The following is a 13,422-nucleotide window of genomic DNA, read 5'->3' on the forward strand; positions in this document are numbered from 1 at the left end:
CTGGCAAAGCCCCATACAGCAAGGCGCCACCCATTCACGCGCCCTGGCGCAGGCGCATGTCTCGCACGGCCCGGTAGAGTGGCACGCCGATCTGTGAAAACAGTGCCATGCCCCAGACGACATTGCCCACCGCCGAGGGCACGGACGGATGGATGACCAGCACCACCAATGCCCCCGCGATCCCGAAGAGGCGCACCCCACCGCTGTGATATCGACAGGTGATGTCCCGGCCCTCGACGAGCGACTGCAGCACCCAGAGCGATACCAGAAAGACAGCAAGCCCGACGGTGCCGATGGCGCCATAACCGGTGGGGTAAGGCTCCCAGAATCCGACGTAGACTTCGCCTGCCAGCGCCACCCCGATCAGCACCGCGCTCCACAGAATCGTGATATGGGCGAACCAGTAGGCCAACAGAACACCGGTGGCACGGCTCCTTGGCTTGGCATTGCCGGCGCTGTCGAAATAAATCCAGGCCAGCGCGAACAGCGATAGCCCGCCCATGATCAAGTTGAACAGCGTGCCGGCTCCGACCTTGTCGATCCCCTTGTCGGCAAGCGTCACCACCAGCTTGAAGAACCCCTCGCCCAGCAGGATGAGCATCAACAGGCCGAAGCGTTCGGAAAGATGACCAAGCCGAGGCACGAACCGCTCGAAGCGCAGCGTGCCCACCACCGGCAGCATGTACTGCAGCTGGATCAGCACCACGCCCGCCCCAAAGACCCAATAGCCGAGGGGACGCGGCAGTAAGGCAGACAAGGCGAACAGCCCGGCAAGGATGAAGAAGTTGCGCCCCTGTTCCTGAGCCAGCGAACTCCTCTCGGCGCCGAGATGCCGCGCTCGCCAATAGAGATAGCCCGTCAGGGCCCGGTTCAGGGCGTAGCCCAAGGCGAAATATGGCCACCCACCCTCTGATATCTGCGGAATGGACGCGGCGATCACCATCATCGTCACGATCTGCACGGCCATAATTACCCGATGCGGTATGTCCGTGGAGATATACAGCGAGTTGTAGACCGAGCAATCCGCCCAGGCGAAGAAGATGGCCACGAACAGCCCCGAGAAGACCAGGACCCCGGGCCAGTCGAGATGGTGAGACAGATAATTCCCGAGGATGAAGATAGTGACCACATGGATCAGATCGAAGAACAACTCGACCCAGTGGACGTGATCACTGGCCCCCTCGACATCCATGTGATGGCGCGGGCGGCGCCAGATCGGGAAATCCTGTAATGGCTGGTGGTTCATCGGTAATTGTCCCGTGATGGTACGGCCTGCTCGCTTTCACTCATACTGCAGGACATTGACGAGTCTACCGAACGGATCACGGACGTGGCATCTTCGCACTCCCCAAGCCTTGCTCACCGGCCCATACGCGACCAAATCTTAGACATCTATTGGTGACCCTGGAAATGCAAGACAAAACAGATAGCGCACACCGAATTGGCCATATGGATAATCGAACACCTCAATGTATCCCTTGGTCCTGATGCACCCGGCGTATCGGCGAATATTCGATGGCTCCACATAAGCCGCTTCTCTTATCCGGCATTCTCCTTCCTATCACTAACGCCCTATCACTAACGCCCTATCACTAACGCCCTGCCACTAACCCGAAGCGTCAGTTGGTGCGGCGTCTCCTGGAACGAGGAATGTTTTCTTGAGCTCAAGCTCCGAGAAAATCCGCCCCTGAAACACATCAGCTTATCCAGCAAACCGCCCAGAAAAACGCCCAGCAAAAGACCACCAAGCCATTGATTTATAAAAATAAAACGTTGGCAGGCATTGTGTTCATTCAACCAAATGCAACGCTATACTCTGTCCGTTGCAACAGCGATTCAACAATAACATGCACCGTGAGATCACTCGTCGTCAGTTCACATAATTTCACTGAACGGATGGAGCTAGACAAATGGATATTATCGAGAGTTTTTTCGGGTTGCTGGGCGACCTGACATGGGGGTGGGCACTAGTCCCGCTGCTGGTGATTTTCGGAGTCTTCATCACTTTGATGACCGGCTTTGTGCAGTTCACTTTTTTCAAGCGCATGTTTGGTGTGCTGACGGGTGACAAGGAGTCAGCCGACCCGAACAGCGTCAGCGCACGCGCTGCCCTGATGCTTTCAGTGGGCGGGCGCGTAGGCGGCGGTAACATTGCCGGGGTTGCGGTGGCGATTACCCTGGGCGGCCCGGGCGCGGTGTTCTGGATGTGGGCCATTGCCCTGGTCGGGATGGCGACCAGCCTGGTGGAATGCTCGATCGCCCAGTTATTCAAACGCCGTCAACCAGATGGCACCTTCAGAGGGGGCCCCGCCAATTCGATTATTCATGGCCTGGGCGCCGAGTATAAATGGCTGGCCGTGTTTTACGCTTTCTGCCTGCTGGCCGCCTTTGGGCTAGGCTTCAACGCTTTTCAGGGCAACACGGTCGCCGGCTCCATCGAAAGCAGCCTGGGGGTCAGCCGTTATCTCACCGGCGCCTTGCTGGCAGGCGTGACCGCACTGATCGTGTTTGGTGGCATTCGCCGCATCGCCAAAATTTCCGAGGTGGTTGTACCCGTCATGGCCATGCTCTACCTGCTGATGGCCATCGTGATCATCTTCTTGAACATCACCGAAGTTCCCGGCGTGATCGCCACCATAGTAGCCAATGCCTTTGGTTTTGAGGAAGCCGTGGGCGGTGGCATGGGTGCCGCCATTGCCAATGGTATCCGGCGTGGACTGTTCTCCAACGAGGCTGGCCTGGGTTCAGCCCCCAATGTGGCCGCCGCCGCGGATGTCCGTCATCCGGTCAGCCAGGGAATCACCCAGTCGTTCTCGGTATTCATCGATACCATGCTGATCTGCTCCTGTACCGCCTTTGTGATTCTACTCGGCGGCGTCTATGCACCGGGGGCGGAAGAAATCGACGGCGTAGTGCTGACCCAACAATCCATGGCGTACCACCTGGGCGACTGGACCCAATACCTGCTGTCGTTCATGGTCCTGCTGTTTGCCTTCAGCTCCATCATCTATAACTACTACCTGGGCGAGAACGCCGTGGCCGTGATGAGCCAGAATCCGCTGGCCACTCAAGTGTTGCGGGTAATTATTGTCGCGGTCGTTTTCCTGGGTGCCGCAGCACCGGGAGCAACCGCCGTGTTCTTCTTCTCCGACCCGATGATGGGCCTGCTTGCAGTGGTCAACCTGGTCGCTATCATGATGTTGCTGCCCGTCTGCCTGCGCCTGCTCAAAGACTTCCGTCACCAGCTTGCCCAGGGAGTCCAGCGCCCGGTACTGGATTCACAGCAGTACTCGGATCTGGATATCGACCATTCCGCCTGGGAGCATCACAAAGCGGAAGAGCGCTGATACTCAGCGGATAAGCTTAAAGCCCTCGCGCTAATGAAATGCACCCCGAAGGTTACCAGCCTTCGGGGTGCATCTTTGAACAATCAATGTGATGCATCGGCTCCGATTTAATTTGCGATTTAATTGGGTTCTGTCCTCAATTTTTAATTGCCGATTTTCCCATGGTGGGGCTCTCAGCAGTTCCCATCACCCATCCACTTGCCACTCTTTGTGGACAGGAATGTCTTCATGCACAAGCCACTCGACATCATGGCTAACCCAAATATGCGCCTCAGGCCTTGCACCCGGGTCTTCATCCAATGTAGCGACGCGCAGGATTATATGGGGCTGGCCAGCTCTTTCTGCCACGAGTTGTGATCCACACACCGAGCAAAAATACCTCGCCTTTCCGGGGCTGGATTCAAAGCTCGAAAGCGTGTCTTCTCCCTTCAGCCATCGAAAATTTTCCCTCATGACACCCGCCGTAGGTGCAAAAGGCGCGGCATGAGCTTTTCTACACCTTTGGCAGTGGCAAAAGGTGATTGGCATGTCCAGTGTAGACACCTCGTACTCGATGGCCCCACACAGGCAGCTTCCTTTCATCGACGATCTCCCCCTGTCACTAACGCTAAACTTCGGTGGGTGCGGTGGCCACGTCACCAGGCGCCGGGAATGCCCTCTTGAAGGTGAACGCCTCTGCAGATGGGCCGCGCGCCCTCAACATCTCAAGCCGTTGAGCGGCCTCTTCAATTGACGGAAGATGACCGGCGGGCACCCACCAGAGCACCATGTGAGCCTCACGCATGGTATGAAACCACTCTTTCTTGCGGCGCATGATGTCGATGTGGGCAGACCGGTACACGTAATCATGCAGGGCCTCGATGGAATCCCAGACAGAGAGGTTCACGATCTTGTCAGGCCCAAAAAAGTCGATGCCGGTCGCATCGCCATCATCCGTCTGGGGGCGCCAGACGAACCCTGCCGAGGCCTCCGCCAGCGCATTGATCCTGTCGAGATTGGCGACAAAATCCGAAAGCGGCGGCGAATCGAGCGGAGCGGCCAGCGTGGCAATATTGAGTTGGGCGATATGTGGCTTGCTCATCGCTTCCTCCCTGAAGGCGCTTGATACCAGTGGTGATGGATGGCAGCGGAGCACCGCGAAGTTGGCATATCTTCGGTCACACTGTCATGTGGAAGTACATTCATTGAACAACAATCTGTTTGAAAATGGGTCTACCACTTCGAATACTCTATCACCCCAGGGTGCTGTCGTGATTTCCGGACGGCAGTACCTGTCGCCATGTGACAAGAGTTCACGGTGCAGCGCCTCGAGAGCATCCGTATTCACGAACGTTTTCGAGCCAGGCGTACAATCTCCGGAATGTTCGCTCAAGTGAAAAACCGGGTAATTGGGGTCTGTCCCCGATTCCCCTTATTGGTAATCTCAATGTACCACCTAGGCTTAATACGCCCGAAGTCTCGGCGGACATTTGAGCGCAAAGATTTCTTGGAATCCAACACCCTCTCCTGGCCACCTTCCCTGACGAACAAAACCCAATGCCAGAATGGCTTACCACGCTCCATTCGCCATTTGATAGCTAAAAGCGCTTTATCGGGCAAACGATCCCATGACTCAAACGGTGTTTCTTTTGGAGAAACCGATACGCCACAATCGCGCAAGAGCTTTCGGACATACTCAGTGTCGGACCAAAGCGATGTGTCAGAGGCATGAATACCCAGAGCGCTAGCTCTCCGTTTGGCCTCGGCATAGCTGAGGCCGGCGAGCGCAGCAGAAGCGGCAATGCCGCAACCGGTTATTTCCTCTTGGATGACGACTTCCATATCTTTACCAATTAGCAGGTATTTGACCGCACTCATTTGCCCACTTGAACGAGCGAGCGCGTTCAACAATCTTATTCAGCCTAGATTTTTTATATTAAGCCATTGTTCTTTATACACATAAATCATTATTAGGAAACTTTTCCAGTATTCGCGTGCTGGCGTTTTTCGCTGAATCCATCATCCCTACGGTGCCGCACCGGCGTTCGGACACGCTACCGCTCTATCGGCATACGCGGGCGGAGTCGCTGCCATGCGATAGTATGGGTGCTGATGTGTCGCCACTTCCCTCTGGCCCTTGAGTTCAATAGCGTAAGCAAAGTCTGATTCTCCTGCAAAGCGTAGGTATGAACCCCGGGCAGGCGATCTGGGGAAGTGTCGGGATGTCACGGTGGTAGGGATGGGGAGGAGGTATGCGCCCCGTGGCATTGCATTCACGGGGCTAGGAGAGGCTATGAAGACGCCTGGGAAGGCGTTTGGCAAGACCTAGTAAAACAGCCGGCGTAGCGCTTCGCCGGGGTCCTGCTCGCGCATGAAGGTTTCACCGACGAGGAAGGCGTTGACGTCGTGCTCGCGCATGCGCAGCACATCATCACGGGTGTGGATGCCTGATTCGGTCACCACGGTGACCTCCGGTGGAATGCGCGCCAGCAGCTCCAGGGTGGTTTCCAGGCGGGTATCGAAGGTGTGCAAGTCGCGGTTGTTGATGCCGACGAGCGAGAGATCGAGCTTCATGGCGCGGTCGAGTTCGAGGGCATCGTGTACTTCCACCAGTACGTCCATGCCGAGCTCGAGCGCCTGCTGGTTGAGGTCGGCCATGCGGGCATCGTCCAGGGCGGCGACGATCAGCAGGATGCAGTCGGCGCCGATGGCGCGCGCTTCGCTGACCTGGTAGCCGTGGGTGATGAAGTCCTTGCGGATCACCGGCAGGTCGCACGCCTCACGCGCTTCGATCAGGTAGTCCTCGTGGCCCTGGAAGAAGTCGGCATCGGTGAGCACCGAGAGGCAGGCCGCGCCACCGCGCGCATAGCTGGCAGCGATCTCGGCGGGCTGGAAATCCTCGCGGATCACGCCCTTGGAGGGCGAGGCCTTCTTGATCTCGGCGATCACCGCCGGGTCGCCATCGGCGATCTGGCGCCCCATGGCGGCCACGAAGCCACGTGGCGCATCCTGGCGGGCGGCCAGGGTCAACAGCTCCTGCTCGGCCACGGCGCGGCGGCGCTCGGCGACCTCCTCGTCCTTGCGCGCCAGAATGCGGGTCAGAATGGTCGGGATGCCCGTAGATGGCGTCATGTGTAACTCCTTGAAGATGACCGGACGCAGATGGATGCATCACATGGCGACATGAGGTCTTGCCGCCTCACTGCTGGAATACCCGCGTGAAGTGGGCGAGTTCGCGGAGCTTTTCCAGCGGCAGCTTGGAATCCTGGGCATCCTGGGCCATGGCCACCCCTTCCTTGAGCGTATCGGACACACCGGAGACATACATGGCGGCACCCGCATTGAGCGCGACGATGTCCGCCGCCGGCCCCTCGCCCACCAGCGACTGCTCGACAAGCCGCAGGCTATCCTCGGCGGACTGCACACGCAGCGTGTCGAGCGACTGACTCTCGATGCCGAACATCTCGGGGTGGATGGTGTATTCGTGAATCTCGCCATCCTTCAGCTCGGCGACGTGCGTCGGCGCGGCAAGCGACACCTCGTCCAGGCCATCCTCGGCATATACCACCATCACATGGTGGCTGCCCAGGCGACGCAGTACGTCAGCCATCAGCGGCACCAGATGGGGTGAATACACGCCCAGCACCTGATTGGGAGCGCCAGCGGGGTTGGTCAATGGCCCGAGAATGTTGAACAGGGTCCGCACGCCCATCTCGCGACGCGGCCCCACCGCGTAGCGCATGGCCGGATGGTGGTTGGGAGCGAACATGAAACCGACCCCGACCTGTTCGATACAGCGCGCCACCTGGGCGGCATCGAGGTCCAGATGGATGCCGGCCACGGCGAACAGGTCGGCGCTGCCGGACGACGACGACACCCCGCGGTTGCCATGCTTGGCCACGTGGGCACCGCCCGCCGCCACCACGAAACTCGCTGCGGTGGAGACGTTGAACAGATTGGCTCCATCGCCCCCTGTGCCGACGATATCGACGACGTTCTCGGCATCGAGCCGCACCGGCTTCATCAGTTCACGCATCACCTGGGCCGCTGCGCTGATCTCTTCGGCGGTCTCGCCCTTCATGGCCATGCCGACAAGAAATCCGGCGATCTGGGAATCGCTGGCTTCACCGGTCATGATCTGGCGCATCACCTCATGGGTATCGGCGAAGCTCAGGTTCTCGTGGCGCATCACCGTGGCAATCGCGTCTCGCATCTGCATTGTGCGTCTCCTTTCGATCAATCCGTTCCCGTCAGCCAGCCGCGACAAGACTGTCCGAGGTGCCACGTTTCAGGAAGTTGGCCAGCAATTCGTGCCCCTGACGCGTCAGGATCGATTCCGGATGGAACTGCACGCCCTCGATATCCAGGCTGCGATGGCGCAGCCCCATGATCAGCCCCGGGGTGACGTCATCGTCATCGGTCCATGCCGTCACCTCCAGGCACGCCGGCAGCGTGTCGCGCTCGACCACCAATGAATGATAGCGGGTCACCTCCAGCGGGTCGTCGAGGCCTTCGAATACCCCGACACCATGATGGCGTATCCGTGAGGTCTTGCCGTGCATCACCTGCGGCGCGCGCGCCACCTTGCCACCGAAGACCTGGCCGATGGCCTGGTGGCCAAGGCAAACCCCGAGGATCGGCAGCCGGCCAGCGAAGTGCTCGATCGCCGCCATGGAAATACCCGCCTCGTTGGGCGTACAAGGGCCAGGCGAGATCACCAGGTGGGTCGGCGACAGCGCCTCGATCTGCTCCAGGGTGATGGCGTCATTACGATGGGTAATGACCTCGGCCCCGAGCTCGGCCAGGTACTGCACCACGTTGTAGGTAAAGCTATCGAAATTATCGATCATCAGCACGGACATGAACTTTCTCTCCTTGGCGCCTGGGGCGCTCATCCGGCGCTTTTGGCCGAACGATGGGAATCGGGTCACTCGCGGTGACGTGACGCGAGCGCGACTACTCCAGGTTGTCGAGGCCGCGTTCGGCCATGGCCACGGCACGGAAGATGGCACGGCCCTTGTTGAGGGTCTCCTGCCACTCCATCTCGGGCACCGAATCGGCGACCACACCGGCGCCGGCCTGCACATGCAGCTGGCCGTCCTTGATCACCGCGGTGCGAATGGCGATCGCGGTATCCATGTTGCCGTGCCAGGAGAGATACCCCACCGCGCCGGAGTAGACGCCGCGCTTGACCGGCTCGAGCTCGTCGATGATCTCCATGGCGCGGATCTTGGGGGCGCCCGAGAGCGTGCCCGCCGGGAAGGTAGCGCGCAGCACGTCCATGGCGGTCAGGCCAGGCTTCAGCCGCCCGGTCACGTTGGAGACGATATGCATCACGTGGGAGTAGCGCTCCACCGCCATCTGGTCGGTGACCTTCACCGAGCCAGTTTCGCTGATGCGGCCGACGTCATTGCGTCCCAGGTCGATCAGCATCAGGTGCTCGGCCACCTCCTTGGGGTCGGCCAGCAGATCGGCCTCCAGGGCGCGATCCTCTTCCTCGGTATGGCCACGTACTCGGGTACCGGCGATGGGCCGCACGGTCACTTCGCCATCCTCCAGGCGGGTGAGGATCTCGGGCGATGAGCCCACCACCTGATGGTCTTCCAGATCAAGGTAGAACATGTAGGGCGAGGGATTGAGGCTGCGCAGGGCGCGATACAGATCGAGCGACGAGGCGCGGTAGGGAATCGACATGCGCTGGGACGGCACGCACTGCATGACGTCGCCGGCCAGCACGTACTCCTTGATGGTTTCGACCGCTGCCTTGAAGCCCTGCTCGGTGAAGCCGGACGTGAAGTCGCCCTCCTCCACCGCCGCCCCGCCGGTGCCTGGGCTGATGGTATTGAGCGTGGCGCTGCGCAGGCGTATCTCGAGCGCCTCGAGCCGCTCACGGGCCTGTTCGAAGGCGCGTTCCTCGGCGGGGTCGGCATGGGTCCACAGGGTCAGGCGACCGGACAGGTTGTCGAAGACCACCAGTTCGTCGCAGACCATCAACAGGATGTCTGGCACACCCAGCGGGTCGGCCTTTTCCGCGACATGCGCACCGCGCAAGCGCGGCTCGATGTAGCGGATGGTATCGTAGCCGAAGTAGCCCACCAGGCCGCCGTCGAAGCGCGGCTGGTCATCGAGACGCGGCACCTTGAAGCGGGCCTGGAACTGCTCGATCCATTCGAGCGGGTCGGCGACCTCCGTCACCCCCTGGCGCTCGCCCGCCACGATATGGCTGACCGTGAATCCACGCACCTCGATGCGCTCGCGGCACGGCAGGCCAATGATCGAGTAGCGGCCCCACTTCTCACCGCCCTGCACCGACTCGAGCAGGAAGGTCCATGGCACATCGGCCAGCTTCAGATAGGTGGAAAGCGGTGTATCGAGGTCGGCCAGCACCTCGCGGGTGACCGGAATGCGGTTATATCCGGCATCGGCCAGTTCGCGGAAACGTTCGGGGGTCATCATGCCCGGATCCTCACGGTAGTAGCGGTAACGATGGAAGCGACGGGAGCGCTTGGCTCAGGATTCAGGCTTCACCATCGCCAGGCGTTGGCGCGGGCATCATGCAGGGGTACACGGTCGACAACCCGTATCGGATTGAGGCATCGGCAGGCGGGAGTGTCCAGGGTCATGCGGCTATCCATCGAAGCGTGTTCCGCAAGGTAGGTGATATCGGCGTTATGGCGTCAGGTGCGTAATAACGAAAAATTATCCATCAGGCAGCGCTTATCGCAATAGCCGATTTCACCCTAAACGAGTTCCGCAAGCGATTCAACCACACCATCCGGCCCGCAATCGGCCACCGGCTCGCCGTGATTGTACCCATAAGGTACCGCCAAGGTTCGAAAACCCGCTGCCTTGCCGGCGGCAATATCGTGCCGAGAATCGCCAATCATCAGGCAGGCACGCGGTGGCACAGCGAAATGCTCGGCGACATGCAGGAGCGGGGCCGGGTCGGGCTTCTTTTGCGGCAGGCTGTCACCGCCCAGGCACAGCGAGAAATGATCCTGAAGCCCAAAGCCCTCGAGAATCGGTGCGATGAAGGCCGCCGGCTTGTTAGTGACCAGAGCAAGCGGCAAGCCGTGCGCGCGCAAGCCATCCAGCGCCTCACGTGAACCGGGATAGAGCCGTGTCCTTGAGGCCGGGTCCTTGGCATAGTGGCTGAGGAAACCGTCATGAGCGCGGGCCAGCAGGTCAGCGTCCACTTCGTGCGAGGACTTTCGATCCATACCCGAAGGGGCGCTTTCGGTGATCGCATGGCGCAGGGCGCGCTCCATCAGTACGAGCGAGCCATTGCCCACCCAGTCGCGCACCGTCGCCTCGCCGGCAGTTGGCAGGCCAAGCTCCAGCAGGGCTGCGTCCACGGCGCGGGCAAGGTCGGGCACCGAGTCGATCAGCGTGCCGTCCAGGTCGAAGGTGACCAGGCGAATGTCTTTCATTACAGGGTGCATGGCAGGGCTCGCAGAAAACCGAGAAGCATGAGAGTCTGTTGTCATCGAATATTGTGTACAAGAACTGTGTACTAAACGCATCGAACAGACCGATTCAAAAAAACCGATTTGAACAAAAAAAACAGTGGCCCTGAAAGGCCCGAACTTCACTTAGAGGATGACACACAATGAGCAAACAGCGGATCGTGGTGGTCGGCGGTGGCGCCGGCGGCCTGGAACTGGTGACTCGATTGGGCAAGAAGCTTGGCAAGCGCGAGCGGGCCGAGATCGTGCTGATCGACCGCAACACGACGCATATCTGGAAGCCCCTGCTGCACGAGGTCGCGACCGGTGCACTGGACTCGGGGCTCGACGAGGTTTCCTATCAGGGGCACGCCCGCGCCAACGGCTATCGCTTCCAGCTTGGCACGCTGTGCGGGCTCGACCGCGAAAACCGCCAATTGGAGCTCTCCCCGGTGGAGGACGACGATGGCGTGGAAGTGCTGCCGGCTCGCAGCCTGGGCTACGATACCCTGGTGTTGGCACTGGGCAGTGTCAGCAACGATTTTGGTACCCCGGGCGTTGCCGACCACTGCCACTTCCTCGATAGCCCCACTCAGGCGGAAGCGTTCCGTCGCGACATGCTCAACACCTTCCTGCGCTTCAGCGACCCGCAACGACGCAGCCACCCTCAGCTCACCGTGGGCATCGTGGGTGCCGGCGCCACCGGCGTCGAACTTGCCGCCGAACTCTATGACGCCTCGCGCATGCTCAACAGCTACGGCTTCACCCAGCTCGACAGTGGGCATCTATCTGTCCACCTGATCGAAGCCGCCCCGAGCATTCTGCCCGCCTTGCCCGACCGCATCTCCGGCGCGGTTCACAAGGAGCTCGAGAAGCTTGGAGTGAACCTGCACACGGCTACACGGGTCACCGATGTCGATTGCCACGGCCTGACCACCGCCGATGGCACCCGTATCGACACCGACCTGTGCGTCTGGGCCGCCGGCATCAAGGCACCGCCCTTCCTCTCCGAACTGGGGCTTGCCACCGAACGCAATCATCAGGTCAAGGTGGAACGCACGCTGCAAAGCATCGATGATCCCAATATCTTCGCCTTCGGCGACTGCGCCAGTTGCCCCCAGGAAAACGGCAAGCCGGTGCCTCCCCGGGCCCAGGCGGCCCACCAGCAGGCCACCCTGCTCTACCGCAACCTGCGCGCCCGGCTCGATGGCAAGCCGCTTTCGCCCTTCACCTTCCGCGACCGAGGCTCGCTGATCTCGCTGGCCCACTTCGAGGCAATCGGCAGCCTGATGCGTGGCGCCTCGGCGCGCAGCCTGTTCGTCGAGGGGCACCTGGCGAAGTTCTTCTACGCCTCACTGTACCGCATGCACCAGCGGGCCATTCACGGCACCTTCAAGACCGGGGTGACGATGGTGGTCGATGGGCTCAACCGCTTCATTCGCCCTCGCATGAAGCTGCACTGAGCCCGGCCCGTTGCGCAGCAAGCCACTCTCGCTTGCGCGCCGGGGTGAGGCGTTTGATCTCGGCCTCGAGACGCAGCGCCTCGCCCCGGCTGCCCACGGCCTGCTGGTGACACAACACCAACGGGCCCTTGCCACGCAGCGCCTTGGCGCCGCGTCCAGCAGCGTGCTCCTTGAAACGCCGCGCCACATCGGTGGTGATGCCGGTATACAGCGCCCCCGCGGAGGTCTCGAGGAGATAGAGATGCCAGACGGTGTTATCGCTGTCGGCGCCTGGCTCTTCATTCACGGCCATCAGCCCACCAGGGCAAGCTGTTCGCGGAACTGGTTGATCACGCTGTCGTAACGATGGGGGTCGGCCTCGTCACGCGCCTTGAACACCGCCGAGCCGGCGACGAAGGTGTCGGCACCGGCGCGGGCGATGTCAGCGATGTTATCGACCTTCACGCCCCCATCGACCTCAAGACGTATCGCACGGCCAGATGTATCGATGCGCTGGCGCGCCTCACGCAGCTTGTCCAGGGTGGAGGGCAGGAAAGACTGCCCCCCGAACCCCGGGTTGACGCTCATCAGCAGCACCATGTCGACCTTGTCCATCACGTAGTCGAGATAGGAGAGCGGCGTCGCGGGGTTGAACACCAGGCCCGCCTGGCAACCCCCATCGCGGATCAACTGCAGCGAGCGGTCGATATGGTCGCAGGCCTCGGGGTGGAAGGTGATGATGCTCGCCCCGGCCTCGATGAAGTCGACGATCAGGCGATCCACCGGGCTCACCATCAAATGCACGTCGATCGGCGCCTTCACGCCATGCTTGCGCAGCGCATCGCAGACCATCGGCCCGACGGTCAGGTTGGGGACGAAGTGATTGTCCATCACGTCGAAGTGAACGATGTCGGCCCCTGCGGCCAGCACGTCGTCCACTTCCTCGCCGAGGCGAGCGAAATTGGCGGAGAGGATGGAAGGCGCCAGAAGAAAGTTCGGACGGGGTTCGTTCATGCCGGGCGGTTCCTGTGAGTGACTGAGCGGGAGAGCATTTTAGCAGTTCACGCTGCGTCACTGGCAGAACTTGCGCAATCCCTTGCCATACTCCAATACTGAATCTCGCCAGAAGACAACCAGTCAGTCAGCGGTCAGAAAAAAAGGAATTGTCATGACGCAACGTAGAACGTCGCCATCACGGGTCATCAAGAC

General features: G+C 60.6%; 14 protein-coding genes. 2 read left to right on the forward strand and 12 right to left on the reverse strand.

The window, feature by feature from the left end:
* Nucleotides 1-34: 34 nt before the first annotated feature.
* Nucleotides 35-1,246: a low temperature requirement protein A gene (locus tag C6V82_RS09935; protein ID WP_102588346.1), complete on the reverse strand. Its 1,212-nt coding sequence runs from the start codon at nucleotides 1,244-1,246 to the stop codon at nucleotides 35-37.
* A 664-nt stretch (nucleotides 1,247-1,910) separates the two neighbouring features.
* On the opposite strand from C6V82_RS09935, the gene C6V82_RS09945 reads away from it, so the two are divergent.
* Nucleotides 1,911-3,347 carry an alanine/glycine:cation symporter family protein gene (locus tag C6V82_RS09945; RefSeq protein ID WP_102588345.1) on the forward strand — a complete coding sequence of 479 codons (1,437 nt, stop codon included), beginning with the start codon at nucleotides 1,911-1,913 and terminating at the stop codon, nucleotides 3,345-3,347.
* Between the two features lie 186 nt (nucleotides 3,348-3,533).
* On the opposite strand, the gene C6V82_RS09950 is transcribed toward C6V82_RS09945, so the two are convergent.
* From C6V82_RS09950 to C6V82_RS09990, 9 genes are all read right to left on the reverse strand, one after another.
* Nucleotides 3,534-3,929, reverse strand: coding sequence for a GFA family protein (locus C6V82_RS09950; RefSeq protein ID WP_102588344.1), 396 nt, complete (start codon nucleotides 3,927-3,929; stop codon nucleotides 3,534-3,536).
* A 25-nt stretch (nucleotides 3,930-3,954) separates the two neighbouring features.
* Nucleotides 3,955-4,428, reverse strand: a complete 474-nt coding sequence (locus tag C6V82_RS09955; protein ID WP_102588343.1) for a DUF3291 domain-containing protein — start codon at nucleotides 4,426-4,428, stop codon at nucleotides 3,955-3,957.
* Nucleotides 4,429-4,512: 84 nt separating this feature from the next.
* On the reverse strand, nucleotides 4,513-4,674 hold the full coding sequence (locus C6V82_RS18175; RefSeq protein WP_229843160.1) for a glyoxalase superfamily protein: 162 nt from the start codon (nucleotides 4,672-4,674) through the stop codon (nucleotides 4,513-4,515).
* Nucleotides 4,675-4,715: 41 nt separating this feature from the next.
* A complete protein-coding gene (locus C6V82_RS09965) occupies nucleotides 4,716-5,168 on the reverse strand; it encodes a hypothetical protein (protein ID WP_102588375.1) in 453 nt (150 codons plus the stop codon).
* A 483-nt stretch (nucleotides 5,169-5,651) separates the two neighbouring features.
* On the reverse strand, nucleotides 5,652-6,458 hold the full coding sequence (gene trpC, locus C6V82_RS09970) for an indole-3-glycerol phosphate synthase TrpC (protein WP_102588342.1): 807 nt from the start codon (nucleotides 6,456-6,458) through the stop codon (nucleotides 5,652-5,654).
* Between the two features lie 67 nt (nucleotides 6,459-6,525).
* A complete protein-coding gene (gene trpD / locus C6V82_RS09975) occupies nucleotides 6,526-7,545 on the reverse strand; it encodes an anthranilate phosphoribosyltransferase (RefSeq protein WP_102588341.1) in 1,020 nt (339 codons plus the stop codon).
* A gap of 31 nt (nucleotides 7,546-7,576) precedes the next feature.
* Nucleotides 7,577-8,188: an anthranilate synthase component II gene (locus C6V82_RS09980; RefSeq protein ID WP_102588340.1), complete on the reverse strand. Its 612-nt coding sequence runs from the start codon at nucleotides 8,186-8,188 to the stop codon at nucleotides 7,577-7,579.
* Between the two features lie 94 nt (nucleotides 8,189-8,282).
* Nucleotides 8,283-9,779, reverse strand: coding sequence for an anthranilate synthase component I (gene trpE, locus C6V82_RS09985; protein WP_102588374.1), 1,497 nt, complete (start codon nucleotides 9,777-9,779; stop codon nucleotides 8,283-8,285).
* Between the two features lie 287 nt (nucleotides 9,780-10,066).
* Entirely contained in the window at nucleotides 10,067-10,768 is a 702-nt protein-coding gene (locus tag C6V82_RS09990) for a phosphoglycolate phosphatase (RefSeq protein ID WP_102588339.1), read from the reverse strand.
* A 167-nt stretch (nucleotides 10,769-10,935) separates the two neighbouring features.
* Here C6V82_RS09990 and C6V82_RS09995 point away from each other — a divergent pair, with 167 nt between their 5' ends.
* Entirely contained in the window at nucleotides 10,936-12,234 is a 1,299-nt protein-coding gene (locus C6V82_RS09995) for an NAD(P)/FAD-dependent oxidoreductase (protein ID WP_102588338.1), read from the forward strand.
* Here C6V82_RS09995 and C6V82_RS10000 read toward each other — a convergent pair.
* Nucleotides 12,206-12,526 carry a GIY-YIG nuclease family protein gene (locus C6V82_RS10000; RefSeq protein WP_102588337.1) on the reverse strand — a complete coding sequence of 107 codons (321 nt, stop codon included), beginning with the start codon at nucleotides 12,524-12,526 and terminating at the stop codon, nucleotides 12,206-12,208. The two genes, C6V82_RS09995 and C6V82_RS10000, sit on opposite strands and share 29 nt — an antisense overlap.
* Nucleotides 12,526-13,227, reverse strand: coding sequence for a ribulose-phosphate 3-epimerase (gene rpe / locus C6V82_RS10005; protein WP_102588336.1), 702 nt, complete (start codon nucleotides 13,225-13,227; stop codon nucleotides 12,526-12,528). Before rpe ends, C6V82_RS10000 begins: the two co-directional genes overlap by 1 nt.
* Nucleotides 13,228-13,422: the final 195 nt, after the last annotated feature.

The organism is Halomonas urumqiensis, assembly GCF_003028575.1.
Classification (GTDB): domain Bacteria; phylum Pseudomonadota; class Gammaproteobacteria; order Pseudomonadales; family Halomonadaceae; genus Halomonas; species Halomonas urumqiensis.

What these genes read in the sequence shown, in the direction of transcription:
- C6V82_RS10000 (WP_102588337.1), bottom strand. Translation starts at nt 12,526, where the DNA reads ATGGCCGTGAATGAAGAGCCAGGCGCCGACAGCGATAACACCGTCTGG.
- C6V82_RS09955 (WP_102588343.1), bottom strand. Translation starts at nt 4,428, where the DNA reads ATGAGCAAGCCACATATCGCCCAACTCAATATTGCCACGCTGGCCGCT.
- C6V82_RS09995 (WP_102588338.1), top strand. Translation starts at nt 10,936, where the DNA reads ATGAGCAAACAGCGGATCGTGGTGGTCGGCGGTGGCGCCGGCGGCCTG.
- C6V82_RS09950 (WP_102588344.1), bottom strand. Translation starts at nt 3,929, where the DNA reads ATGAAAGGAAGCTGCCTGTGTGGGGCCATCGAGTACGAGGTGTCTACA.
- trpE (WP_102588374.1), bottom strand. Translation starts at nt 9,779, where the DNA reads ATGACCCCCGAACGTTTCCGCGAACTGGCCGATGCCGGATATAACCGC.
- C6V82_RS09980 (WP_102588340.1), bottom strand. Translation starts at nt 8,188, where the DNA reads ATGTCCGTGCTGATGATCGATAATTTCGATAGCTTTACCTACAACGTG.
- C6V82_RS09945 (WP_102588345.1), top strand. Translation starts at nt 1,911, where the DNA reads ATGGATATTATCGAGAGTTTTTTCGGGTTGCTGGGCGACCTGACATGG.
- C6V82_RS09990 (WP_102588339.1), bottom strand. Translation starts at nt 10,768, where the DNA reads ATGCACCCTGTAATGAAAGACATTCGCCTGGTCACCTTCGACCTGGAC.
- C6V82_RS09935 (WP_102588346.1), bottom strand. Translation starts at nt 1,246, where the DNA reads ATGAACCACCAGCCATTACAGGATTTCCCGATCTGGCGCCGCCCGCGC.
- trpC (WP_102588342.1), bottom strand. Translation starts at nt 6,458, where the DNA reads ATGACGCCATCTACGGGCATCCCGACCATTCTGACCCGCATTCTGGCG.
- trpD (WP_102588341.1), bottom strand. Translation starts at nt 7,545, where the DNA reads ATGCAGATGCGAGACGCGATTGCCACGGTGATGCGCCACGAGAACCTG.
- C6V82_RS09965 (WP_102588375.1), bottom strand. Translation starts at nt 5,168, where the DNA reads ATGGAAGTCGTCATCCAAGAGGAAATAACCGGTTGCGGCATTGCCGCT.
- rpe (WP_102588336.1), bottom strand. Translation starts at nt 13,227, where the DNA reads ATGAACGAACCCCGTCCGAACTTTCTTCTGGCGCCTTCCATCCTCTCC.